This is a genomic window from Nocardiopsis sp. NPDC007018, from assembly GCF_040635075.1.
Lineage (GTDB): Bacteria > Actinomycetota > Actinomycetes > Streptosporangiales > Streptosporangiaceae > Nocardiopsis.
In genome coordinates, this window is sequence record NZ_JBEYHA010000012.1 from 79,656 (window position 1) to 102,018 (window position 22,363).

19 protein-coding genes are annotated in these 22,363 nt (G+C 73.0%); 8 read left to right on the forward strand and 11 right to left on the reverse strand.

The genetic code is table 11. The features are described from left to right. Window positions 1-140: 140 nt before the first annotated feature. Together aspT and ABZ635_RS09275 are read right to left on the reverse strand one after the other, a co-directional pair. Window positions 141-1,832: an aspartate-alanine antiporter gene (gene aspT / locus ABZ635_RS09270; RefSeq protein WP_357761351.1), complete on the reverse strand. Its 1,692-nt coding sequence runs from the start codon at window positions 1,830-1,832 to the stop codon at window positions 141-143. Between the two features lie 25 nt (window positions 1,833-1,857). Then, entirely contained in the window at window positions 1,858-3,480 is a 1,623-nt protein-coding gene (locus tag ABZ635_RS09275) for a bifunctional aspartate transaminase/aspartate 4-decarboxylase (RefSeq protein WP_357761354.1), read from the reverse strand. A gap of 266 nt (window positions 3,481-3,746) precedes the next feature. On the opposite strand from ABZ635_RS09275, the gene ABZ635_RS09280 reads away from it, so the two are divergent. The 4 genes from ABZ635_RS09280 (at window position 3,747) to ABZ635_RS09295 (ending at window position 6,688) form a co-directional block, all read left to right on the forward strand. Next, on the forward strand, window positions 3,747-4,259 hold the full coding sequence (locus ABZ635_RS09280) for a lumazine-binding domain protein (protein WP_357761357.1): 513 nt from the start codon (window positions 3,747-3,749) through the stop codon (window positions 4,257-4,259). A gap of 206 nt (window positions 4,260-4,465) precedes the next feature. Next, complete coding sequence (locus ABZ635_RS09285; RefSeq protein ID WP_357761359.1) at window positions 4,466-4,789, forward strand: putative quinol monooxygenase; 324 nt, start codon at window positions 4,466-4,468, stop codon at window positions 4,787-4,789. A 57-nt stretch (window positions 4,790-4,846) separates the two neighbouring features. After that, window positions 4,847-5,896, forward strand: a complete 1,050-nt coding sequence (locus ABZ635_RS09290; RefSeq protein WP_357761362.1) for an aldo/keto reductase — start codon at window positions 4,847-4,849, stop codon at window positions 5,894-5,896. Window positions 5,897-5,950: 54 nt separating this feature from the next. Continuing rightward, window positions 5,951-6,688 (forward strand): class I SAM-dependent methyltransferase, encoded by a 738-nt coding sequence (locus ABZ635_RS09295; protein ID WP_357761366.1) that lies wholly within the window; start codon window positions 5,951-5,953, stop codon window positions 6,686-6,688. Window positions 6,689-6,710: 22 nt separating this feature from the next. Here the strand turns inward: ABZ635_RS09295 and ABZ635_RS09300 are convergent, their stop codons facing one another. Both ABZ635_RS09300 and ABZ635_RS09305 read right to left on the reverse strand, forming a co-directional pair. Then, entirely contained in the window at window positions 6,711-6,956 is a 246-nt protein-coding gene (locus tag ABZ635_RS09300; protein WP_357761369.1) for a hypothetical protein, read from the reverse strand. 56 nt (window positions 6,957-7,012) lie between these two features. Continuing rightward, complete coding sequence (locus ABZ635_RS09305) at window positions 7,013-8,227, reverse strand: acyl-CoA dehydrogenase family protein (protein WP_357761372.1); 1,215 nt, start codon at window positions 8,225-8,227, stop codon at window positions 7,013-7,015. A 199-nt stretch (window positions 8,228-8,426) separates the two neighbouring features. Between ABZ635_RS09305 and ABZ635_RS09310 the strand changes: the two genes are divergently transcribed. Beyond that, window positions 8,427-10,241 (forward strand): AMP-dependent synthetase/ligase, encoded by a 1,815-nt coding sequence (locus ABZ635_RS09310; protein ID WP_357761375.1) that lies wholly within the window; start codon window positions 8,427-8,429, stop codon window positions 10,239-10,241. Between the two features lie 61 nt (window positions 10,242-10,302). On the opposite strand, the gene ABZ635_RS09315 is transcribed toward ABZ635_RS09310, so the two are convergent. Next, window positions 10,303-11,151, reverse strand: coding sequence for an LLM class F420-dependent oxidoreductase (locus ABZ635_RS09315; protein ID WP_357761378.1), 849 nt, complete (start codon window positions 11,149-11,151; stop codon window positions 10,303-10,305). A 184-nt stretch (window positions 11,152-11,335) separates the two neighbouring features. On the opposite strand from ABZ635_RS09315, the gene ABZ635_RS09320 reads away from it, so the two are divergent. Beyond that, window positions 11,336-12,136: a winged helix-turn-helix domain-containing protein gene (locus ABZ635_RS09320; RefSeq protein ID WP_357761381.1), complete on the forward strand. Its 801-nt coding sequence runs from the start codon at window positions 11,336-11,338 to the stop codon at window positions 12,134-12,136. Between the two features lie 11 nt (window positions 12,137-12,147). On the opposite strand, the gene ABZ635_RS09325 is transcribed toward ABZ635_RS09320, so the two are convergent. Further along, window positions 12,148-13,017, reverse strand: a complete 870-nt coding sequence (locus ABZ635_RS09325; RefSeq protein ID WP_357761383.1) for a helix-turn-helix transcriptional regulator — start codon at window positions 13,015-13,017, stop codon at window positions 12,148-12,150. A 145-nt stretch (window positions 13,018-13,162) separates the two neighbouring features. Next, window positions 13,163-14,089, reverse strand: a complete 927-nt coding sequence (locus ABZ635_RS09330; RefSeq protein ID WP_357761496.1) for a LysR family transcriptional regulator ArgP — start codon at window positions 14,087-14,089, stop codon at window positions 13,163-13,165. A 93-nt stretch (window positions 14,090-14,182) separates the two neighbouring features. On the opposite strand from ABZ635_RS09330, the gene ABZ635_RS09335 reads away from it, so the two are divergent. Then, the gene (locus ABZ635_RS09335) at window positions 14,183-14,884 is read left to right on the forward strand and encodes a LysE family transporter (RefSeq protein WP_357761386.1); all 702 of its coding nucleotides are present in this window, start codon (window positions 14,183-14,185) and stop codon (window positions 14,882-14,884) included. Between the two features lie 55 nt (window positions 14,885-14,939). Here the strand turns inward: ABZ635_RS09335 and ABZ635_RS09340 are convergent, their stop codons facing one another. Further along, window positions 14,940-15,794, reverse strand: coding sequence for an NAD-dependent protein deacetylase (locus ABZ635_RS09340; protein ID WP_357761388.1), 855 nt, complete (start codon window positions 15,792-15,794; stop codon window positions 14,940-14,942). Between the two features lie 122 nt (window positions 15,795-15,916). Between ABZ635_RS09340 and ABZ635_RS09345 the strand changes: the two genes are divergently transcribed. Further along, a complete protein-coding gene (locus tag ABZ635_RS09345; RefSeq protein WP_357761390.1) occupies window positions 15,917-17,272 on the forward strand; it encodes an MATE family efflux transporter in 1,356 nt (451 codons plus the stop codon). On the opposite strand, the gene ABZ635_RS09350 is transcribed toward ABZ635_RS09345, so the two are convergent. From ABZ635_RS09350 to ABZ635_RS09360, 3 genes are all read right to left on the reverse strand, one after another. Beyond that, window positions 17,259-17,972 (reverse strand): PIG-L deacetylase family protein, encoded by a 714-nt coding sequence (locus ABZ635_RS09350; protein ID WP_357761393.1) that lies wholly within the window; start codon window positions 17,970-17,972, stop codon window positions 17,259-17,261. The genes ABZ635_RS09345 and ABZ635_RS09350 overlap by 14 nt on opposite strands. 130 nt (window positions 17,973-18,102) lie before the next feature. After that, complete coding sequence (locus ABZ635_RS09355; protein ID WP_357761396.1) at window positions 18,103-21,474, reverse strand: pyruvate carboxylase; 3,372 nt, start codon at window positions 21,472-21,474, stop codon at window positions 18,103-18,105. Between the two features lie 253 nt (window positions 21,475-21,727). Continuing rightward, entirely contained in the window at window positions 21,728-22,327 is a 600-nt protein-coding gene (locus ABZ635_RS09360) for a TetR/AcrR family transcriptional regulator (protein ID WP_357761399.1), read from the reverse strand. Window positions 22,328-22,363 lie beyond the last annotated feature (36 nt).

Below are 22,363 nucleotides of genomic sequence, written 5' to 3' on the forward strand. Positions count from 1 at the left end.
TGCCGGGCACGCCCGCGCGTGCGCCGCACCGCCCGTGGCACGCCCGCGCGTGCTCTGTGCGCCAGTGGATACCGTGAGGCCGGTCACCCTCCCCCATATGACCAGAGGTCGGCCCCCAGCGACAAGCCCCCCGGTCCCGGTCACACCACCATCCCGGCCAGGGCCACGATGACCGGGCCGGTCAGCGGCAGCAGGATGTTCGAGATCGCGTACGTGATGGTGTAGGCGATCATCGGGACAGAGTTGCCCGCCGTGGACAGCACCTGGCTGATCGCGGGCGTGCTGCACTGCTGTCCGGCCACGGCGCCCATGAGCAGCGGAGGCTCGACGCGCAGGATCTTCCACCCCACGAGGATCGACACCGTCGCCGGGATGAGCGTGGTCAGCACTGCGGCGAGCGGCAGCATCACCCCGTAGTGCTGCACCAGCTGGAGCGCGGACGGCCCCGCGGACATCCCCACGGCGGCGATGAACGTCGCCAGCCCCAGGTCCTTCATCGTGCCCGCGGCGGCCGGGTGCAGGGTCCCGAAGGTGGGCCGCCTGGCCCGCAGGTACCCGAAGACCAGACCGGCCAGCAGGGCTCCGCCGCCCGTGCCCAGGGTGAGCTCCGCGTTGCCCACGGGGATCACGATCTGACCGATCAGGATGCCGAGCACCAGGCCCAGACCCAGGTAGACGAAGTCGGTGGTGTACCGCGACGCCACCGGGTAACCCAGTCTGCGCTCCGCCGCCTCCACGTCGCTGGGAGCCCCCAGGATCGTGAGGACGTCGCCGACCTGGAGCACGGTACCGGGCAGGGCCGGAAGCTCCCGCTCGGTGCGGGTCACCCTCTCCACGAAGACCGACTCGCGCAGCCCCGGCCCGAGCACGTCCCTGATCCCGCTCAACGGCAGGTTGTGCGCGTTTCGGTGGGTGAGGACCACGTCCAGGGAGCGCAGCCGCACGTCGGGCTCCTCGGCCTGCTCGGGGCCGATCACCCCCTCCGCGCCGACCAGGGCGGACCGGCGGCCCACCACCGTCAGCAGGTCGCCCTCCCGAACCCGGGTCGTGGCCTCGGGGCGCATGTTCTGGTCGCCTCGGCGCAGCTCCTCGACGGTCGCCGCGCCGTTGAGCGCGTGGGCGAGGTCGTCGACCGTGCGCCCGGCCCCGGCCTCCACCCGGAAGACCCGGCCGACCAGGTCCGGCAGGGCGGGCTGCTCGCCGGGCTGGTCGTCGTGCCCGCCGCTCATCCGGTGCCACAGTCTCGCGGACTCCGCACGCAGGTCGAACCGCATGAGCCTGGGCGCGATCTGGCTGGTGAGCAGCACGATGGTGACCAGCCCGCACAGGTAGCTGACCGTGTAGGCGGTCGCCACGTTGTTCTGGAGCGTGCGCGTCTGCTCTTCCGACAGCCCGAGCCGCCCGATGGCCTCGCTGGCGGTCCCCAGCGCGGCCGACTCCGTGGCACCGCCCGCCATCAGACCGGCGGCCGTGCCCTGGTCCAGGCCCATGATCACCGTGAACGCCAGCACCACGAGGATCACCGAGACCACCTCGATGATCGGGAAACCCAGGTAGCGCAGACCCTTCCGGTTGAGGTTGGCGAAGAACTGCGGTCCGCTGCTGAACCCCAGGGCGAAGATGAACAGCGCGAAGGCCAGGTTCTGCACTCCGGAGCTGAGTTCGGCACCGGTCAGGTAGCCGATCAGCAGTGCCATCAGCAGGGTGCCGCACACCCCGCCCAGACGGATCGGTCCGAACGGCACCCGGCCGAACGCGTATCCCAGCGCGAGCGCGGTGAAGAGCGCGATCTCCGGGGTGTTCTCGAACAGGTCGGTGATCCAACCGCCCACGGCGGTCTCCTCTCGGGTCGGAGCCTCAGCGTGCGGTGGCCTCGGTGTACCTCTGGTGGTACTCCTCGCCGATCTCCCGGAGGACGCGGCCGATCCGTTCGTAGGCCCCGTGGTCGAGGTTGGCGAGACTGATCCGCACGGACCACTCCGGGCCGTCGAAGCCGCCGCCGTTGAGCAGCACCACGCCGTCCTCCCGGGCCAGGCGCAGAACGGGGTCCACCGGTTCGTAGTTCGCGCGCGTCCACTCGGCGAACTCGGCCCCCCAGTGGCGTTCGGCCCAGGCCAGCAGGTCGAGTTCGACGTAGTAGCCCGCGCGGCGGTCGCTGGCGGGCAGGGGCACGCCCAGGCCCTCGGACAGCGCCGCGAGCCGCCGGTCCAGGACGCTCATGACCGGCGCGTGGTACTCCTCGTCGGCGTGGGTGAGCGCGAACAGGGCGAACAGGGCCATCTGCACCTGCTGGGGAGTGGACAGCCCGGCGGTGTGGTTCAGCGCCACGGACCGGCTGTCGGCCACCATGCGGTCGATGAACCTCATCCCCGACACGTCCAGCGACAGCGACGCGTACCGCCGCCGTACCGCCTCGGCGTCGTCACCGTCCAGGCGGGCGATCAGGTCGTCCACCACGTTGTCCGGCTGGAGGGCGATCACCCCCAGCCGCCACCCGGTCGCCCCGAAGTACTTCGAGAACGAGTACACGCCGAGGGTGTTGCGCGGGCACACCTCCATCAGGGAGGAGAAGCCGCGCACGAAGGTGCCGTACACGTCGTCGGTCACGATGACCAGGTCGCGGTTGCGGTGCTCCACGATCTCGCGGACGCGTTCCAGCGAGCGCTCGGACAGCGCCACCGAGGGCGGGTTGCTCGGGTTCACCAGGCACACCAGGCGCACCGACGGGTCGGCCAGCTTCTCCAGTTCGGCGTCGTCGTAGTCCCAGGTGTGGAAGCCGCCCTCGGTGCCTCGCGAGGCGCTGACCTCAACCACGTCGAAGTCGTAGCGGTCCAGGCGGGGGATCTCCAAGTAGGGGGTGAAGATCGGGGTCATCAGCGCGATCCGGTCCCCCCGGCGCAGGACCCGGTTCACCTGGAGGGAGTCGAAGACGTAGCACATCGCGGCGGTGCCGCCCTCGACCGCGAACAGGTCGTAGGGGGTCGCGGGGGCCCGGTCGCCCATCGCGCGCACCACGTACTCGTGCACCGACTCGGCCACGAACGGCAGGATGCGGTCGGGCACGGGGTAGTTGTCACCGATGACGCCGTCGACCAGTTCGTGCAGGACCTCGTCGCGGCGACCCGGTTCCACCCGGTTGAGGACGCGGCGGAGCAGGTCGGCGCCGGGTTCCCCCGCGTTCTGGTCGAGGAACATCGAGAAGCGCTCGCCGACGCCCTCGGCTGCGGGCATGCCCGCGACGGCGGGCCACTCGTTCCAGGTACGGCGGGACTCCAGGACGGCGAACCGGCCGAGCAGGAAGAACGCCTCCCGGGGCGGCGCGGCGGTCCAGTTGGGGTTGCCGCGTCCGGCGTTGAGCATGGCGTGGGCGCTCTTGTGCGAGGCGTCCCCGGCCAGATCCATCAGGTGTCCCTTGAGTTCGAAGGGGCTCAGGGCCTCCCATCGCCGTTGGGCCGTGCGGTCGTCGTCGGGACTGGTCATGGAACCCTTTCCATTGGTCACCCGGTGTGAACGCGCCCGTTCGCTCGGTACGTGCCGCAGGAGACTGCCCGGTCCGGGTCAAGCCGAACCGCGCCTTCGCCCATGCTTTGCCTGGTCGTGGACGTGACGGGGCACCGTGGGCCGACACCCGTGGTCATCGGTCGGGTGAATGCGGTAACAATGGTGCGTCACGGGCACGGCGGCGGGCCGGAGCGCTCCGGACCCGGCGCCCACCGCCCCAGTCCGACCACGGAAGGCGACCCCCCATGCGACGCACCCTGTTGTGTGCCCTGCCCCTGTTCCTCGCGCTCACCGCCTGCTCGGGAGCGGACGAGGCCCCCGCCGAGGAGACCGTGGAGGAGGCGGCCGTCCAGGAGGAGGCCCGGGGCGGCGGCGAGCCCGGCGAGGAGGAGGCGGCCGAGGCCACCCGGGCCGCCCGGACCGTGGCCGAGGGCCTGGTCGCCGCGCTGGTCGTCTCGGACGGTGAGCTGGCCTGCACCTTCGCCGACGAGAGCGCACAGGCCGCGATCACCGGTCAGGGTGAGGAGGGCCAGGACTGCGTCGAGGCCTTCCCCGCCTACGCGGCCGGACTGCCCGACGCGGAGACCATCGAGGTCGGCGACGTCACCGTGAGCACCGACCTGGACGGGGACACCCTGGTCGCCCACGTCGAGATGGTCCACGCCGAGGAGGAACTCGGTTCCCTGGAGGTGCGCGAGGACGAGGACGGGGAGTGGCGCGCCACCCGCCTGCCCGGCACCACCCTCGGCGGCGCCTGAGCCAACCGGGCACGGCGCGCACGACCCGACCCACGACCCGACCCCGGTACCGATCCCGTGTGCGGCGCGCGCCACGGGTCGGGGTGAGGGGACGAACACCGCCCGTGCCCGGCCCGGCGGGGCCCCGGCCCTCGGGCTCTGGGAGAGTGGGGCCGGGGGCGCGGGACGACCGCGCGCCCCGTGGCACACAACGAAGGAGATGCGGCATGATCCTGATCGTCGTCAAGTTCCGGGCCAAGGAGGAGGCCGTGGACGGTTTCCTCGACGCGGTCGCCGACTTCACCGCGGCCACCCGCGCCGAGCCCGGCAACCTGTGGTTCGAGTGGTCGCGCAGCGTCGAGCGCGACGACGAGTTCGTGCTCGTCGAGGCGTTCCGGGACGGGGCCGCCGAGGCCCACGTCAACAGCGACCACTTCCGGGCCGGGCTGGCCGCCATGAAGCCGCTGTTGAAGGAGACCCCGCTCATCGTCAGCCGCGTGGTCGACGGCGAGGGCTGGGACCGCATGGGCGAGCTCACGATCGACGGCTAGCGACGACCGCGCAGCCGGTCCGACGGCGGACCGGGCGGGTGGAAGGGGAACACGGGTTTGGGCACGTACGTGGCGGACGCGGACCGGTACGACTCTCTGGAGTACCGGGGCTGCGGCAGGAGCGGGTTGAACCTGCCCCGGCTGTCGCTGGGGCTGTGGCAGAACTTCGGTGACGACCGGGACCTGGAGGGGCAGCGCCGCATCCTGCGCCGCGCCTTCGACCTCGGTGTCTTCCACTTCGACCTGGCCAACAACTACGGTCCGCCCGCAGGCAGCGCGGAGACCAACTTCGGCCGGGCCCTGGTCCGCGACCTCGGCGCCTATCGCGACGAGCTGGTGATCACCACCAAGGCCGGGTGGGTGATGGGTCCGGGGCCGCACCAGCGGGGCGGCTCGCGCAAGTACCTGCTGTCCTCGCTGGACCGTTCGCTCACCCGGATGGGCCTGGACCACGTGGACGTCTTCTACAGTCACCGGCCGGACCCGGACACCCCGCTCGAGGAGACCATGGGCGCCCTTCACCAGGCGGTGGTGTCCGGCCGGGCCGTGTACGCGGGGATCTCCTCCTACGGGCCGTCGCTGACCCGCCGCGCGGCGGCCGTCATGCGCGATCTCGGAACACCGCTGGTCGTGCACCAGCCCTCCTACTCGATGCTCAACCGCTGGGTCGAGGACGGCCTGCTGGAGGCGGCGTCGGACGAGGGGATGGGCGTGGTCGCCTTCTCGCCCCTGGCACAGGGCCTGCTCACCTCCCGCTACCTGGGCGGAGAGGTGCCCGAGGACTCGCGGGCCGGGGTGGGGCGCCCCAGCTGGCGGGAGAACATGCTCACGGAGGAGGTGCTCGGCCGGGCCCGCGCGCTCAACCAGATCGCGGCCGAGCGCGGACAGACCCTCGCGCAGATGGCCATCTCCTGGGTGCTGCGCGACCAGGGCCCGCGTACCGTCACCACGGCGCTCGTGGGCGCCTCCAGCGTGGAGCAGCTGGAGCAGAACCTGCGGGCGGTCGAGCACACGGAGTTCTCCGACGAGGAACTGCGCGACATCGACCGGTGGGCGGTCGACTCCGACGTCAACATCTGGTGGGGTGCCACCGCTTCCAAGGAGTAGCGGGGCGCCGGAAACCGGATGCGGTCGGCGGTCCGGGCGGCGATACTCGCCCCTATGCCCATCTCCCCCCGCTCCTACTCGGACGACGACCTCGCCGCTCTCTACGACCTGCTCAACCCCTGGGCGCCCGGTGACGACTTCCTCCTGTCCCACGCGATGACGGCCGACGCCGTGGTGGACGTGGGATGCGGGACCGGGAAGCTGTTGCGACGGGTCCGGAGGGAGGGGCACGCGGGACGGCTCCTCGGCATCGACCCGGAGGGTCCTTCCCTGCGCCGAGCGCGGGCCCGGGAGGACGTGGAGTGGGTCGAGGCCCGTGCGGTGGACCTGGAGCGGCGGGGGGAGTTCGACCTCGCCGTGATGGGCGGGAACGCCTTCCAGGAGTTCGTCTCCGACCACGAGCTGCGCCGGTCGTTGGAGGCGGTGCGCTCGGCGCTCCGTGGGGGCGGGCGGTTCGTGTTCGGTACACGGAACCCGGTGGCGCGCGCCTGGGAGCGGTGGGTCCCCGACAACGCCGCCGAGGTGGTCGACCACCACGGGCGCGCGCTCCGGGTGGAGCACCGCGTGGAGTCGGTGGCGGACGGGGTGGTCACCCTGACCGAGACCGTCGCCACCCGGGACGGGACCGCGCTCCGGGTGGACCGGGGCGCGCTGCGCTTCACCCCGGCCGGGGAACTCGACCGGTTCCTGGCCGGGGCCGGGTTCGAGGTGGCGGAGAGGTACGCAGACGCGGCGCGGGGGCCGTTCACCGGCACCGAGGACGACATCGTCACCGTCGCGCGCGCCGTGTGAGCGGTTCCCGGGCCGCCGGGGCCTACTCGTCGTCGCCGGTCCGCCTCCGGGCGGAGTCCCCGTCGGGCTCCCCGTTCCGGTCGTCCTCGTCCCGTTCCTCCTCGGTCGGGTCGGGCCGCGTTTCGGGGAGCCGTCTCCAGTAGTCGGGTGAGCGGACGGCCCGCTCCGTCTGGACCTGGACGATGCGGAAGATCGCCAGCACCAGGAGGATGATCGCCACGGGGACGGCGATGCCGACCAGGACTCCGAGTGTGGGCCATGCGAACACCGGCCTCACCTCCTCACCCCTGAGCCTCCCCGCTCACCCGTGGTCTCACCCGTGCGTCAGCGGACGGGGAGGCCGGTGACGGTGCGGCCGATGATGAGTTTCTGGATCTCGCTGGCGCCCTCGAAGATGGTGAAGATGGAGGCGTCGCGGTGCCAGCGCTCGACGGGGTAGTCGCGGGTGTAGCCGTTGCCGCCCAGGATGCGTAGGGCGTTCTGGGTGACGTAGGTGGCGGTCTCGGAGGCGTAGAGCTTGCTCATGGAGCCTTCGGCCTGGGTGAAGTCCTTGCCCTGGCGGGCCATCCAGGCGGCTCGCCACACGAGGAGGCGGGCGGCGTCGATGCGGGTGGCCATGTCGGCCAGGAGGAAGGCCACGCCCTGGTTGTCGCCGATGGGGCGGCCGAACTGCTCGCGCTGGACGGAGTAGTCGCGGGCGTACTCGAAGGCGGCCCGCGCACAGCCCACGGCCATGGCGCCGACGGTGGGGCGGGTCGCCTCGAAGGTCTTCATGGCGGCCTGGCCCTTGGAGCGCTTACCCTCCCTGGCGCGGGCGAGGCGCTCGTCGAGCTTGTCCTTGCCGCCGATCAGGCAGGCACCGGGGACGCGCACGTTGTCGAGGACGACCTCGGCGGTGTGGGAGGCGCGGATGCCGTGCTTGGCGAACTTCTGTCCCTGGGAGAGGCCGGGGGTGTTCGGCGGGACGATGAAGGAGGCCTGCCCGCGCGAACCCAGGTCGGGCTCCACGGAGGCGATGACGACGTGGACGTGGGCGATGCCGCCGTTGGTGGCCCAGGTCTTGACGCCGTTGAGCACCCACTCGTCCTTGGCCTGGTCGTAGACGGCGCGGGTGCGGATCGCGGAGACGTCCGAGCCCGCGTCGGGCTCGGAGGCGCAGAACGCGGCGACCTTGACGTCGTCGGGGGTGCCGAACATCTGCGGCGCCCACTCACCGATCTGTTCCGGGGTTCCGGTCTTGCTCAGCGACGCGGCGGCCAGGCCGGTGCCCATGATGGACAGCCCGATGCCGGAGTCGCCCCAGAACAGTTCCTCGATGGTGACGGCCATGCCGAGGCCGCTCTCCTCGAAGGCCTGGGTCGCGAAGAAGTCCAGGGAGTAGAGGCCGATCTTGGCGGCCTCCTGGATGATGGGCCAGGGGGTCTCCTCGCGCTCGTCCCACTCGGCGGCGGCCGGGCGGATGACGTCGGCGGCGAACCCGTGGGCCCAGTCCCGGACGTCGCTGATCTCTTCGGGAAGCTGGAGGGAGAAGTCGGGCACGGGGTGGCTCCTTGGGGTCGTGCGGGGACACGGAGGGCGGGGCGAAAAGGTGTTACCAGTGGTTACGCATGAACATATTACCCATCAGTAGCACCGGTGGGGGAGGGTCCTCCTTCGCCCCTCTCGGGAAGGTGGCGGAGTGCTACGCTCGACTGTGTTCTGGGTCACATCATCGAGGAAGCTGTCTCCAGGAGCCCCCATGACCTCCGATCCCGGCACCGCGAACGACCCCACCCACCACACCCTCCCCGAACTGCTCCGGCGCAACGCCCGCGAGTACCCCGACCTCCCCGCCCTCTCCTGGCGAGCACCCGGCGACACCGCCTGGACCACCCTCACCTGGGCGCGGGCCCGGGAGGCCGTCCTCGACCTCGCCGAGGGGTACGCGGCGCTGGGAGCGCGGCCCGGCGACCACGTCCTGCTCATGATGGGCAACCGGCCCGAACACTGGCTCTCCGACCTGGCACTGGTCCACGCCGGGGCGGTCCCCACCACCGTCTACTCCACGGCCGCACCCCAACAGGTGGCGCACGTGTGCCGTCACAGCCGGGCCCGCCTCGCCGTGGTCGGCGACCCCGGGTCCGCCGCCCTCTGGGAGGGGCTCCTCGCCGATCCCGGTACCGCCCTCGCCACCCTCGTCGTGGTCGACGACCCCGACCCCGCGCGCGGCCACACGCCCTACGCCCGGTTGGGCGACACCGGGCCCTCCCCGGCCCGGGAGCGCTGGCGCGACCTCACCCCCGACCACCTGGTGACCGTCGTCTACACCTCCGGCACCACCGGCGACCCCAAGGGGGCCGCCATCACCCACCGGCAGGTCCTCGCCCAGGCTACGGCCCTCGACGCCGCGGTGGACCTGCCCGCCCACCCCAGCCACGTCTGCTATCTGCCGCTCGCACACGTCGCGGAGCGGCTGCTGAGCGTCTACCTTCCGCTCCACCGCGCCTCCCACGTGTGGATGTGCGCCGACCCGGCCGCCCTGGCCGGGGTCCTGCCCGAGGTCCGGCCCCAGCACTTCGTGGGGGTGCCCCGTGTGTGGGAGAAGCTGGCCTCGGGCGTCCGGGCCGCCCTCGCGGCCCTACCGGAGGAGATCGCCTCCGTCGTCGCCTCGGCCCGCGAGACCGCCACCGAACACCACGGGCTCCGGGAACGCGGCGAGGAGGTTCCCGCGGAGCTGGAGGAGCGCTTCCGGCGGGCGAGCGAGACCGTGCTCACCCCGCTGCTCGCCCGGATCGGTCTCGACCGCGTGCGCCTGGCCTCCAGCGCCTCGGCGCCCATGCCCGTCGGGGTCCTGCGATTCTGGGCCTCCCTGGGCGTGGACGTCATGGACGTGTGGGGCCTCACCGAGTCCGTCGGTGTGGCGACCCTCAACCGCCCGGAGCCCGGGCGCCACCGCCTCGGCTCCGTGGGTCTGCCCGTCGACGGGATCGAGGTGCGGCTGGCCGAGGACGGCGAGGTGCTCCTGCGGGGCCGTTCGATCTTCGAGGGCTATCTCCGACCGGACGGCTCGGTCCCGCCCGCCACGGACGCCGAGGGCTGGTTCGCCACCGGCGACGTGGGCCGGATCGACGAGGACGGCTTCCTGTGGATCACCGACCGCAAGAAGGAGATCATCGTGACCTCGGGCGGCAAGAACGTACCGCCCGCGCTGGTGGAGAACACCCTCAAGGAGCACCCGCTGATCGGTCAGGCCCTCGCGCACGGCGACGGCCGCCCCTACCTGGTGGCGTTGCTCGTGCTCGACGGCGAGACGCTCGGGGCGTGGGCGGGCGAACGCGGGATCGACGGCGGGGGCGGGGAGCTGGCCGACCACCCGGAGGTGCGGGCCGAGGTGGATCGCGCCGTGGCGGCGGCCAACGCCCGGCTCAGCCGCCCCGAACGGATCAAGCGCTACCGGCTCCTGGCGGGGGAGTGGAGCGCGGACACCGGGGAGCTCACCCCCTCGCTCAAACTCCGTCGCCGCGTGGTCGAACAGCGCCACGCCGAGGACCTGGCCGACCTCTACCGGGAGTGAGGCCCGCCCCGCCCGCCCCGTCACGCCCGTTCCCACCGCGCTCCGTCCCGGCCCCCGGTGTTCAGGAGGCCAGGGCGGGCGCCAACCGGGCGAGGCTGCCGAACAGGTCGCACTCCCCGGGGAGCGGTTGTGCCACCACGTGGTCGGCCCCGGCGTCCAGGTACGAGCGCAGCACCGCCGCCACCCGGTCGGGGCCGCCCTGGGCGACCAGGTCGTCGATCAGCGCGTCGCTGCCCTCGCCCACCAGGTCCGACTCCGTGTACCCCAACCGCTCCAGGTTGGCCGCGTAGTTGCGCATCCCCAGGTAGAAGGCCATCCCGCGGCGGGCCTCCTGCCGGGTGCGCGCGGGATCGGCCCCCAGTACCAGCTTGTGTTCGGGCGCCAGCAGCGGGCCGTCGCCGAGCAGCCCGCGCGCGAACCGGGCGTGCGCGGGAGTGACCAGGTAGGGGTGGGCGCCGGCGGCGCGTTCCGCGCTCAGGCCGAGCATCCGCGGGCCCAGAGCGGCCAGCACCCGGCGGTCGGCGGGCACGCCCTCGCGGTCCAGCACGTCCAGGTAGTCCCGCATCCCCTGGAGCGGTCGGACGGCGTCGGGGCCGTTGAGCTCCCGGTGTCCCGCGCCCAGCCCCAGCAGGAACCGCCCCGGGTAGGCGGACTCCAGGCCCGCGAAGGAGTCGGCGACCTCCTCGGCCGGGGACGCCCAGATGTTCACGATCCCCGTGGCCACCGCCAGCCGCGACGTCGCCGCCAGGGCCGTGGCGGCCGGTTCCAGGTCGGCCGGTGTCGAACCGCCGAGCCAGAGGGCGCCGAAGCCCAGGCGCTCGATCTCGGCGGCGACGTCCTCGTCGAGGACCTGGTGGTTCAGCCAGACGCCGTACCTGCCCAGGTCGACCGGTGTCGCGTTCAGACCCATGGGTGCTCCTCGGTGATCTCAGCGGTCCCCGTGCCGGCGGGGAGATGCCGCCACCAACCTACGGCGGGGCGGCCCGCGTGCGGCGGACCCCGGTTCCCCCCGCCAGTCGGGTCCGCGCGCAGTATCCTGCGGGGGCGGGCCCCGACCGCGCGGGCCTCTCCTCTGACCCCCCGGAGACGGCGAGATGAGCGTGCACCTGTTCCCGGTCGACGACGTCGACCAGGTCGTCACGGTCCAACAGGACTACGAGAGCGACACCCCCATGGACACCCACCACCTGAGCCCGGGGCAGACCCGGACCTTCGGGCGCGGCGGCCGCGACCGCGACGTGGACATGCTGCTTGGGGCGGGGGACCGCGCGGTGCACCGGTACGCCGGAGACATCACCTCCCACGGGGACCACTGGCGGATCAGCAACCTCAGCCCCAACAAGGCCTACATCGTCGAGAACACCGAGCGGTTGGCCGGGTACGTCCAGGTCCAGCCGAACACTCACGGCATGGTGGTGCCCTTCGAGACCTCCCGGGTGCGCATCCCCGGGGCGACGGGTGAGCACAGCTTCCTCGTGATGGCCCCGGCGGCGTGCAGCGCCGTCCTGTCCCCGCACGGCGCCGGTGCGAGCCGGGACGGATGGGCGGACACCACCGGTGAGCGCACCGAGGCCAACAGCTTCCGCATGGACCGGTGGCACACCTACTACCGGGTCCTGGTGGCCCTCTGCGAGCCCCGGCTGCGCGGCCTCACCCCGCCGGTCCCGACCCAGAACCAGGTGGCCCAACGGCTGGGGATCGGCACGGCGGCGGTGAACGCCCAGGTCGACTACCTGCTCAAGGACAAGTTCAGGGTCGAACCGGAGGGCGGGGGGCAGGGCCAGGGGTGGCGCTCACAGGTCCTGATCGACAAGGCGCTGCACTTCGGGGTGGTGACCGAGCGTGACCTGGCGCTGCTCGCCGAGGCCCCGGAGGTCTCCAGGGCCGCCGAGTAGGCGGCCCGGGTTCAACCCGCCCGGGCGGGCGTCCAGTGGTCCACGGCCTCGGCCACGCGTGCGGCCGACTCCTCACCGGACAGCGCCGCCGCCTCCAGCACCGTGAAGACGGCGCGGTGGGCGGCCACGTCGCGCTCCTCCTCCAGGTACAGGGACGCGCTCACCGTGCCCACGTGCACCACGGCGTCGTCGTCGGCCTCCGGGAACTCCAGGAGCGTGAACGGCCCCTCCTGGGCGGGGTGCCCGGGGGCGCCGAGCGGTAGTACCCGGACGGTGACGTTGTGGCGCACGGCCAGGTGGCCCAGGTGCTCCAACTGCTCCCGCATCACCTCGGGGCCGCCGACGCGTCGGTGCAGGACCGCCTCGTCGACCACCGCGGTCACCCGGGGCGGCCGGATCTCGTTGAGCAGCTGCCGCCGCAGGCCGTGCGCCTCCATGAGACCGGCCGCCTCCGGCCTGGTACCGCCGGGCCTGGCCTCCAGCACCGCCTCCGCGTAGCGCGGGGTCTGGAAGAGGTCGGGAACGCGGTGCGGGGCGTGGACGCGCAGGGCCGCGGCCTCCGCCTCCAGGTCGGGCAGGAGGGCGTGGTCACGCGGGCCCGGCCGGCCGTCCCACCAGCCCCGGGTGCCGGAGTCGCGGACCAGCTCCATGAGGAGTTCGCGGGTGTCGGTGCCGACGCCGTAGACGTCGGCGAGCCGCGCCACGTCGCCGGGCGAGGGCCGCTGCACACCGGTGTTCTCCATCCGGGACAGTTTCGACGCGGTCGTTCCCGCCTCGGCCGCCGCCTCGTGCAGCGTCTTCCCGGAGCCCTCCCGGAGCGCGCGCAGGGTCCGTGAGAGGCGGCGTCGGCGCAGGGTGGGGCTCTTGCGTTTCTGGTCCACGTGGGGTTTCCCTTCCGGGGGGGGGTGGGTTGCGGGTGTGGCCTCCGCAGGGAAACGCTAGGACATGAACCGCGGTTCCGGGGCGGGAACGGAGCAATTCACCGAGAAAAGGGAATGGCTCCGCATTCCATTCTTCCAGTCGAATTCAGGAATTCTGTTCACGGGGGTCGGTGCGCTCCGTCCCCCAGGGGCGCAGCCGGGCTGCCGCGCCCTCCCGCACGCGGCGAGTCACCTCGTCCAGCAGGGGGGAGCGTAGGTTCCAGCGCTGCCAGAACAGCCGGACCTCGACCGGGCGGTCCGGCGCCAGCGCGACCAGCCGCCCGGACGCCAGGTCCTCGGCGCACTGCTGTTCGGGGACCACGCCCCAGCCCCAGCCCAGCAGAACGGCCCGCGCGAAGTCCTCCGACGCCGGGACATAGTGGACCGGCCCGCGCGAACCGGCCCCGGTGAGGTCGCGCAGGAAGCGGTCCTGGAGGTCGTCCCTGCGGTCGAAGTTCACCACCGGGGCGTTCGGCAGCCGCCCGGGGTCGGTGGCGCCGTGCCGCTCCGCGAAGCCCGGGGAGCACACCGCCCGGTAGCGCAGGACGCCCAGGGGCTCCACGGAGCAGCCCTGGACCGCCTCCGGCGTGGAGGTCACCGCCGCCATCACCGCGCCGGAGCGCAGCAGCCCCGTGGTGTGCTCCTCGTCCTCCCGGTGCAGCTCGAAGACGGCGCCCAGGTCCGGGGGCAGGTCGGAGAGGGCCTCCAGGAACCAGGTGGACATGCTGTCGGCGTTCACGGCGAGCGGCACCCGAGTGTGGTCGCCCTCCTCGCCGACGGAGCCGAGTTCGGCGCGCACCTCCCGGCCCAGGAGCAGCACCTGTCGGGCGTGGCGCAGTACGGCGTCGCCCGCCCCGGTGGTCGTGACGGGGTTGGTACGCCGGACCAGGACCTGGCCCGCGGCCTGCTCCATGGTCCTGACGCGTTGGGACACGGCCGAGGAGGTGACTTGCAGGCGGCGGGCGGCAGCCTCGAAGGTGCCCTCCTCGACCAGGGCGGTCAGGGTGCGCAGGTGGTCGGGTTGGAAGGGCAACGGGCGCTCCTGACGTGGGCTCATAAGGAATACTTAGGGGATCTGAAAAAGTTGAGCTTTACTGTACGGGGGTGCGTGGTGGAGGCTGACGGGGTGAACGACACCCTTCTCCCCGCACTGATGGGGCTCGGCACCGGCCTGGCGCTCATCGTGGCCATCGGCGCCCAGAACGCGTACCTGCTCCGCCTCGGCATCGACGGCAGACCCTCAGCCGTGCTGGCGGTGGTACTGGTCTGCGCGGTCTCGGACGCCCTGCTCATCACCGCCGGGGTGGTGGGCGTCGGCGGCCTGGTCGAGGCCCTGCCCGCGGCGATGGTGGCGATCCGCCTGCTCGGGGCGGGCTTCCTGGTGGTGTACGGCCTCTTCGCGGCCCATCGCGCCCTGCGGCCCGGGCGGGCCCAGGTGCTGGTTCCGGCCGCGAGCGCGCCCGGCGCGGGCCCTGAGGGGGAGGGGGCGGACGGTGGCACGACGGCCGGCCCGGGGACGGCGCTCGCCACCCGGACCGGGATCGGCGCGGCGCTGCTCACCGCGCTCGCCCTCACCTGGCTGAACCCGCACGTGTACCTGGACACCGTGCTCTTCCTCGGGTCGGTCGCCAACCAGCAGGTCGGTGAGGCCCGCTGGTGGTGGGCGGGCGGCGCCGTGACGGGCAGCTTCGTGTGGTTCTTCGCGCTGGGTTTCGGAGCACGGCTGCTGCGCCCGGTGTTCGCCCGCCCGGGGGCCTGGCGGGTGCTCGACGGGGTCATCGCGGTCGTCATGCTCACCCTGGGCGTGCGCCTGGCCCTGGGCGGATGACCCCGGAGTCTACGAATCTACGTAGTAAAGGACATGCTTCGGATGGGTCGAACGGTCAGGAGTCCTCCGGGCCCGAGGCGTCCACGAGCGCGCGCAGGACCTCCGAGCAGCCGAGCCCCACGGTCAGGGCCGCCACGTCGTCGGCGCGGGTGGTTCCGCGGTTGACGATCACCACCGGCTTCCCCTGGCCCACGGCGTGCTTGACGAACCTGCGGCCGGAGAAGACGGTCAGCGAGGAGCCCAGCACCAGCAGACCGGCGGCCCCGTCGACCCGCGCGTAGGCCTCCTGGACACGGGCACGGGGCACGTTCTCGCCGAAGTACACGATGTCCGGTTTGAGGGTCCCGCCGCAGTCGGCGCAGTCCGCCACCCGGAAGTGGTCGGTGGAGGCCAGTACGGCGTCGGCGTCCGGGGCCACCTCGACGTCGGCCACCTCCTCGGCGAAGCCGGGGTTGAGAGCCGTCAGACGGGTGTCCAGCTCCGCGCGGCCGGTCACCGCCCGGCAGTCGAGACAGATCACCCGGTCGTAGCGTCCGTGCAGGTCGACCACGTCGCGGCTGCCCGCCGCGTCGTGCAGGGTGTCCACGTTCTGGGTGATCACCCCGCAGACCCGCCCGGCGCGTTCGAGCTCGGCCAGGGCGCGGTGGCCGTCGTTGGGCGCGGTCCCGGCCATGCGGCGCCAGCCGACGTGGTTGCGCGCCCAGTAGTGGCGGCGCGAGGCAGCGTCGCCGACGAACTCCTGGTAGGTCATGGGCGTGCGCGGCGGTGAGCCGGGGCCCCGGTAGTCGGGGATACCCGAGTCCGTGGAGATCCCGGCGCCGGTCAGCGCGATCACGGGGCCCGCGCCCAGGACGTCGCGTACACGGCGGGCGGCCTCGGCGGCCGCTGTGGGACGGATCGTGTCGGTCACCCTTCGAGGATAGGTCGCCGTGTCCAGGGGTCTTCCCCGACCGGATCGGGGGCCGGTAGAATATGGGGCGTGGGCCTCGATCCGCTGCCGTGACGTACGGTGCGCGATCCGAGGCTTTTTTCATGTCCGAGACCAGAGTCCGCCCGTCCGCCGCCCCCTGCGACCCGGCACCCCCGCGCTCCCCGCTCCGCGTACTCGCGGCCCGTGCCCTCCCTCTCTACCTGTCCATGCTCGCCACCCTGGCCACGGGTGTGGTCGGCGCCGTGGTGCTGGGGCGGGTCGACACCGCCCAGCTCGCCGCGCACGCCCTCGTCACCGCCGTACTGGCGTCCGCCGTCATGGCGGTGCAGGGCGCGCTGCGGGGGACGATGCCGTTCGTGGCCCGCCACGAGGACGATCCCGAGGCGCTCCGCGCGGTGGTGCGCGACGGTGTCTGGCTGGCCCTGCTCCTGGGGTGTGCGGCGGCTCTCGCCGTGCTGTGCGTCCCGCCCCTCGCCGGAGCGGTCGGGGTGGCCGCCGAGACCCGCGCGGCCCTGGGCGTGTACCCGTGGTTCGTGGCCCTGCACGCGCTGACCGCCGCGCTGACCGCCTCCGCCACCACACTGCTCGTCGCCCTGGGCCGCAACCGGTCGGTGCTCGCGCTGAGCCTGGTCGGCGCGGTGCTGGCCCTGGCGACCACCCCGCCGTTGGTCCTCGGCCTGGGGCCGTTGCCCGCCCTGGGGCTGACCGGTGCGGGGTGGACCCTGGTGGCCAACGGGGTGGTGGTACTGGTCCTGAAGGGGTACGCGGTGCGCCGGGCCCTGCCGCCGGGAGCGCGGCCCGCGTTCGGTGCGCCGGTGTGGGCGCGGGTGGGGGAGATCGCCCGGGTGGGGCTGCCCTCGGGGGCGACCCTTCTCGTGAAGTCGGTGGCGCTGGGAGCCCTGGTCGTGGCGGTGGCGCGGTTGGGCGCCGTGGAGGCCGCCACCCACCAGTTCCTCGTGCTCCTGGCCCACCTGCTGTTCCTCCCCGCCCTGGCGGTCGGCCAGTCGATGATCCCGCTGGTCGCCCGGGCGGTGGCGCAGGGGGACCCGGACCGCGCGCGCCGCACCGTGCGGGCCGGGTACGCCCTGGCGCTGCCGGTCACCGTGGCGGGCCTGGTGCCGCTGGTGGTGTTTGCCGAACCGGTCGCCGGGGTGGTGAGCCCCGACCCGGCGGTGGGCGCGGCGATGGCGGCGGTACTGCCCCTGTTGGCGCTGGTGGTGGTCGCCGACGGCGTCCAGGTGGTCGCGGGCACGGGCCTGGTGGCCCTGCGCCGCACGACCTCCTCACTGTACGTGTTCGCCTGCTTCTACGGCGGGCTCGTACTGGCCGCGGGCCCCCTGACCGGTGCCGGGGGGCTCACCGCCCTGTGGGCGGGGTACGCGGTGGCCGTCGCGGGTCTGGTCGTCGGCCAGACCACCGCACTCGTCCGTCGTCTGGGCGAGCTCAGGCGGTGTTGACGATGCGGAAGACCTCGGCCAGGCGGCCCTCCGGGAGCCCGCCCTCGGCGGCGTTGGCCGCCATCCACTGCCGCAGCATGGGCTCCAGCTCGGAGACGTCCCCGATCTGGCTCTCGTGCGCGGCCAGCGCCGCCACCTTGCGCTCGAACACGTCGGTGATGTCCGTGTGGTGGTGCGGTGCCGGGCCGCCGACCACCCACACCTCGCCGACGGTCCAGGGGGCCAGCCCCTCCTCGTGGAGGAGTTCGCGGTGCGCGTGCGGGTTGCGGGCGTCGGGGAAGACCGCGTCCAGGGCGGCCGCGCCGGCGGCCCGGTGGTCGGGGTGGCTGGCGGCGACGCTGTCCCAGTCGCGGTCGGGGCTGGTGACCACCAGTCGTTCCGGTCTGACCTGCCGGATCACCCGGGAGATGTCGCGCCGCAGGGCGAGGTTGGCTTCCACCCGTCCGTCGGGATAGCCGAGGAAGCGCACGTCCTTGACCCCGACCTCGGCGGCGGCCCGGCGCTGCTCCTCGCGGCGCATGGCGGCGATCTCCGAACTGTCCAGGGTGAGTTCGTCGCCCCCGGCCTCGCCGTCGGTGATCATCAGGTAGACGACCTCGGTCCCGGCCCGGGTCCACAACGCCACGGTTCCCGCGCAGGAGAAGTCGGCGTCGTCGGGGTGGGCCATCACTACCAGTGCGCGCTCGGGCACGTCAGCCACCGGGGGCTCCTTCCGTCGCGGGCGGTCCCGCGTGATCGGTTCGGTCAACAGCGTACGAAACCGGACCACGCGGCCGCGCCGGACGGTGTCCGGGGCCCGGCCGGTCTCCACCGGTTCCGGGCCCCGCAGATCAGCCCAGGTGGACGATGAGGTCGCCGCCCTCGACGCGCTGGGCGCCGTCGACGGCCACCCGCGCGACCACCCCGGCCCTCGGCGCGGTGATGGAGGCCTCCATCTTCATGGCCTCGATGGTCGCGACCGTGTCCCCGGCCCCGACCGCGTCGCCCACGCCCACGGTCGGGGTGACCACCCCCGCGAAGGGGGCGGCGATCTGGGCGGGGTCGTCGCGGTCGGCCTTCTCGGCTTCGGGGGTGTCGGAGGCCAACGACCGGTCGCGGACGTGCAGCGGCCGGAGCTGGTCGTTGAGGGTGGTCATGACGGTGCGCATGCCGCGCTCGTCGGCCTCGCTCACGGCCTGGAGGCCGATGAGCAGTCGCACACCCGGCTCCAGGTCCACCACGTGTTCCTCACCCTCGCGCAGCCCGTAGAAGAAGTCGCGGCTGTCCAGCACGCTGGTGTCGCCGTAGGCGGCCCGGTGGGCCTCGAACTCCTTCGCGGGGCCGGAGAACAGCAGCCGGTTGAGGGTGGAGCGGGGTTCCTCGGCGAGCCCGTCGCGGTCGGCGTCGGTGAGTACGGCGGTGGGCCGGGCCTCGCCCCGGCCGCGCAGCGCCCGGGTCCGGAAGGGTTCGGGCCAGGCGCCCGGCGGCACCCCGAGCTCGCCCCGGAGGAAGCCCACGACGGAGTCGGGTACGTCGAACCGGTCCGGGTCGCGCTCGAACTCCTCGGGCGCGACCCCCGCGCCCACCAGGTGCAGAGCCAGGTCACCCACGACCTTGGAGGAGGGGGTGACCTTCACGAGGCGGCCCAGCATGCGGTCGGCGGCGGCGTACATCGCCTCGATGTCCTCGAACCGGTCGCCGAGCCCCAGCGCGACGGCCTGGGTGCGCAGGTTGGACAGCTGACCGCCGGGGATCTCGTGGTGGTACACGCGGCCGGTCGGCGAGGACAGGCCCGCCTCGAAGGGCGCGTACACCCGCCGTACCGACTCCCAGTACGGTTCCAGCTCGTTCACGGCGTCCAGCGAGAGGCCGGTGGGGGTGGCGGAGTGGTCGAAGGCGGCCACGATCGCGGACAGGGACGGCTGCGAGGTGGTGCCCGACAGGGACGCCACCGCGCCGTCCACCGCGTCCGCGCCCGCGTTGACCGCCGCCAGGTAGGTGGCGAGCTGGCCGCCCGCCGTGTCGTGCGTGTGCACGTGGACGGGTAGGTCGAACTCGCGGCGCAGCGCGCCCACCAACCGTGCGGCGGCCGGGGCGCGCAGCAGCCCGGCCATGTCCTTGACGGCGAGCACGTGGGCGCCGGCCGCCACGATCCGCTCGGCGAGCCGCAGGTAGTAGTCCAGCGTGTACAGCCGCTCGCCCGGGTCGGAGAGGTCGGCGGTGTAGCACAGCGCCACCTCGGCGAGCCCGGTGCCGGTCTCGCAGACGGCGTCGACGGCGGGGCGCATCTGCTCGACGTCGTTCAGGGCGTCGAAGATCCGGAAGACGTCCACGCCGGTGGCGGAGGCCTCCTGGACGAACGCCCGCGTGACCTCGGTGGGGTAGGGGGTGTAGCCCACGGTGTTGCGTCCGCGCAGCAGCATCTGGAGGGCGACGTTGGGGACGGCCTCGCGCAGTGCGGCCAGCCGCTCCCAGGGGTCCTCCGCCAGGAACCGCAGCGCGACGTCGTAGGTGGCGCCGCCCCAGCACTCCAGGGACAGCAGCTGGGGCAGGGTGTGCGCGACGGCGGGCGCGGCGGCGAGCAGGTCCCGGGTGCGCACCCGGGTGGCCAGCAGCGATTGGTGGGCGTCCCGGAAGGTGGTGTCGGTGACACCCAGGGTGTCGGAGTCACGCAGCCACCGTGCGAAACCCTCGGGACCCAGGTCGAGCAGGCGTTGTCGGGACCCGGCGGGTGGCGTGCCCTCGGGCACCGCGGGCAGCTTGTCGGCGGGGTCGACCAGGTGGGGGCGTTCGCCGTGCGGCTTGTTCACCGTCACGTCGGCCAGGTAGGTGAGCAGGCGGGTGCCCCGGTCGGCGGAGGGGCGAGCGGTCAGGAGTTGGGGGCGCTCCTCGATGAACGAGGTGGTCACCCGCCCCTGGCGGAAGTCGTCGTCCTCCAGGACGGCCTGGAGGAAGGGGATGTTGGTGGAGATGCCCCGGATGCGGAACTCGGCGACGGCGCGCTGGGCCCGGCTCACGGCCGTGGCGAAGTCGCGGCCCCGGCAGGTGAGCTTGACCAGCAGGGAGTCGAAGTAGGCGCTGACCTCCGATCCGGCGGCGGCGGTGCCGCCGTCGAGGCGGATGCCCGAGCCGCCGGGGGAGCGGTAGGCGCTGATGGTTCCGGTGTCGGGGCGGAAGCCGTTGGCGGGGTCCTCGGTGGTGATGCGGCACTGGAGGGCGGCGCCGTGGAGGACGATCGCGTCCTGGGACAGGCCCAGGTCGGCGAGGGTCTCACCGGAGGCGATGCGGATCTGCGACTGTACGAGGTCGACGTCGGTGACCTCTTCGGTGACCGTGTGCTCGACCTGGATGCGGGGGTTGAGTTCGATGAACACGTGGCGGCCGTCCCGGCCCACCAGGAACTCGACGGTGCCCGCGTTGCGGTAGCCCAGTTCGCGGGCGAGCCGCACCGCGTCGGCGCACATGCGCTCGCGGAGCCCGGGGTCGAGGTTGGGGGCGGGGGCCAGTTCGACGACCTTCTGGTGGCGGCGTTGCACGGAGCAGTCGCGTTCGTAGAGGTGGATCACGTCCTCTCCGTCGGAGAGGATCTGCACCTCGATGTGGCGGGGGTCGACCACGGCGCGTTCCAGGAAGACGGTGGGGTCGCCGAAGGCGGTCTCGGCCTCGCGCATGGCGGCCTCGATGGAGGCGCGGAGGTCGGAGGGGGTGTCCACGCGGCGCATGCCTCGGCCGCCGCCTCCGGCGACGGCCTTGACGAACACGGGGAAGCCGATCTCCTCGGCCGCGTCGACCAGGCCGTCCACGTCGGTGGAGGGTGCGGTGGAGTCCAGGACGGGGACGCCCGCCCGCCGGGCGGCGGCGATGGCGGTGGCCTTGTTCCCGGTCAGTTCCAGGACCTCGGCGGGCGGGCCGACGAAGGTGATGCCGGCCTCGGCGCAGGCCCGGGCCAGGGCGGGGTTCTCGGACAGGAAGCCGTAGCCGGGGTAGACAGCGTCGGCACCGGCCTCGCGTGCGGCGCGGACGATCTCGTCCACGGACAGGTAGGCGCGGACGGGGTGTCCGGGTTCGCCGATCTGGTAGGCCTCGTCGGCCTTGAGCCGGTGCAGGGAGTGGCGGTCCTCGTGGGGGAAGACCGCGACGGTGCGGGCTCCCAGTTCGTGTCCCGCGCGCAGGGCGCGGATGGCGATCTCACCTCGGTTGGCGACCAGTATCTTCTCGAACATGTGCCGGGTGCCTCCTGGACTCCGTGTCGCGGTACCGGCGCGGGTCGGCGCTGCCGCCGGGGCGGCCGGTACTCCGGGTGCTGCCGGTGGCCGCGCGGGACGCGGTGCCCGGGCGGGGTCACCGGAACCCTAACGAGGGACGGGCGGGTGGGGGGAGACCGGGGTTACCCGTGGGTAGTTTCGTGGTGGGCTGGGCGCTTTGGGGAGTGCTGGGCGGTTCGGGCCACCGGTGCGGTCGGGAGGGGCGGGGCGCTCACTGCTCCAGGAGCCGGACGGCGGCCTCCACGGCGGCGCGGTGTCCGTCCAGGGGGGCGTCCTCGGGGAGTCTCGCCGAGCTGATCCAGAGGCCGTCGATGACCACCAGGAGCATCTCGGCGGTGGCCTCGAGGTCCTGCTCGGCGGTCAGGGCGCCCTGGTCCCGCGCGTACTCCAGGAGGCGGAGGAAGCTGAGGCGGGTCTGTTCGGTCAGGGTCCTGAGCGTGTCGGCGAACACGGGGTCCACCGCGGCCCGGGCGTAGAAGGCCGCCCAGATCCGGGCCTGGGCCAGTTTCCGCTCGTCGGTGGGGAGCATTTCCAGCAGGACCTGGCGCAGGGCGCCCGCGAAGTCGAGTCGGCCCGGCCCGATCCGTAACCGTCCGAAGCGTTCGGCGACCTCGTCGACGGTCACGTGGAGGGCGAAGCGGAGCAGTTGGTCCTTGGAGTCGAACTCCCGCTGGACGGCGCCCGCCGACAGGCCGGCCTCCGCCGCGACGGTCCGGACGCTGACACCCTCCAGGCCCTGGCGCGCGGCGATCCGGTGCAGGGCCTCCGCGATCTCGCGGCGTCTGCTCTCCTTGTCCACGATCTTTGGCACGGGTTCATTCTGGCACAGGGCGGGCATGAATGATAC

Bases quoted from the DNA above. Each gene is read 5' to 3' on its own strand.
- ABZ635_RS09280 (WP_357761357.1), top strand. From the start codon at position 3,747: ATGCGACGCACCCTGTTGTGTGCCCTGCCCCTGTTCCTCGCGCTCACC.
- ABZ635_RS09355 (WP_357761396.1), bottom strand. From the start codon at position 21,474: ATGTTCGAGAAGATACTGGTCGCCAACCGAGGTGAGATCGCCATCCGC.
- ABZ635_RS09295 (WP_357761366.1), top strand. From the start codon at position 5,951: ATGCCCATCTCCCCCCGCTCCTACTCGGACGACGACCTCGCCGCTCTC.
- ABZ635_RS09310 (WP_357761375.1), top strand. From the start codon at position 8,427: ATGACCTCCGATCCCGGCACCGCGAACGACCCCACCCACCACACCCTC.
- ABZ635_RS09345 (WP_357761390.1), top strand. From the start codon at position 15,917: ATGTCCGAGACCAGAGTCCGCCCGTCCGCCGCCCCCTGCGACCCGGCA.
- ABZ635_RS09275 (WP_357761354.1), bottom strand. From the start codon at position 3,480: ATGACCAGTCCCGACGACGACCGCACGGCCCAACGGCGATGGGAGGCC.
- ABZ635_RS09315 (WP_357761378.1), bottom strand. From the start codon at position 11,151: ATGGGTCTGAACGCGACACCGGTCGACCTGGGCAGGTACGGCGTCTGG.
- ABZ635_RS09320 (WP_357761381.1), top strand. From the start codon at position 11,336: ATGAGCGTGCACCTGTTCCCGGTCGACGACGTCGACCAGGTCGTCACG.
- ABZ635_RS09285 (WP_357761359.1), top strand. From the start codon at position 4,466: ATGATCCTGATCGTCGTCAAGTTCCGGGCCAAGGAGGAGGCCGTGGAC.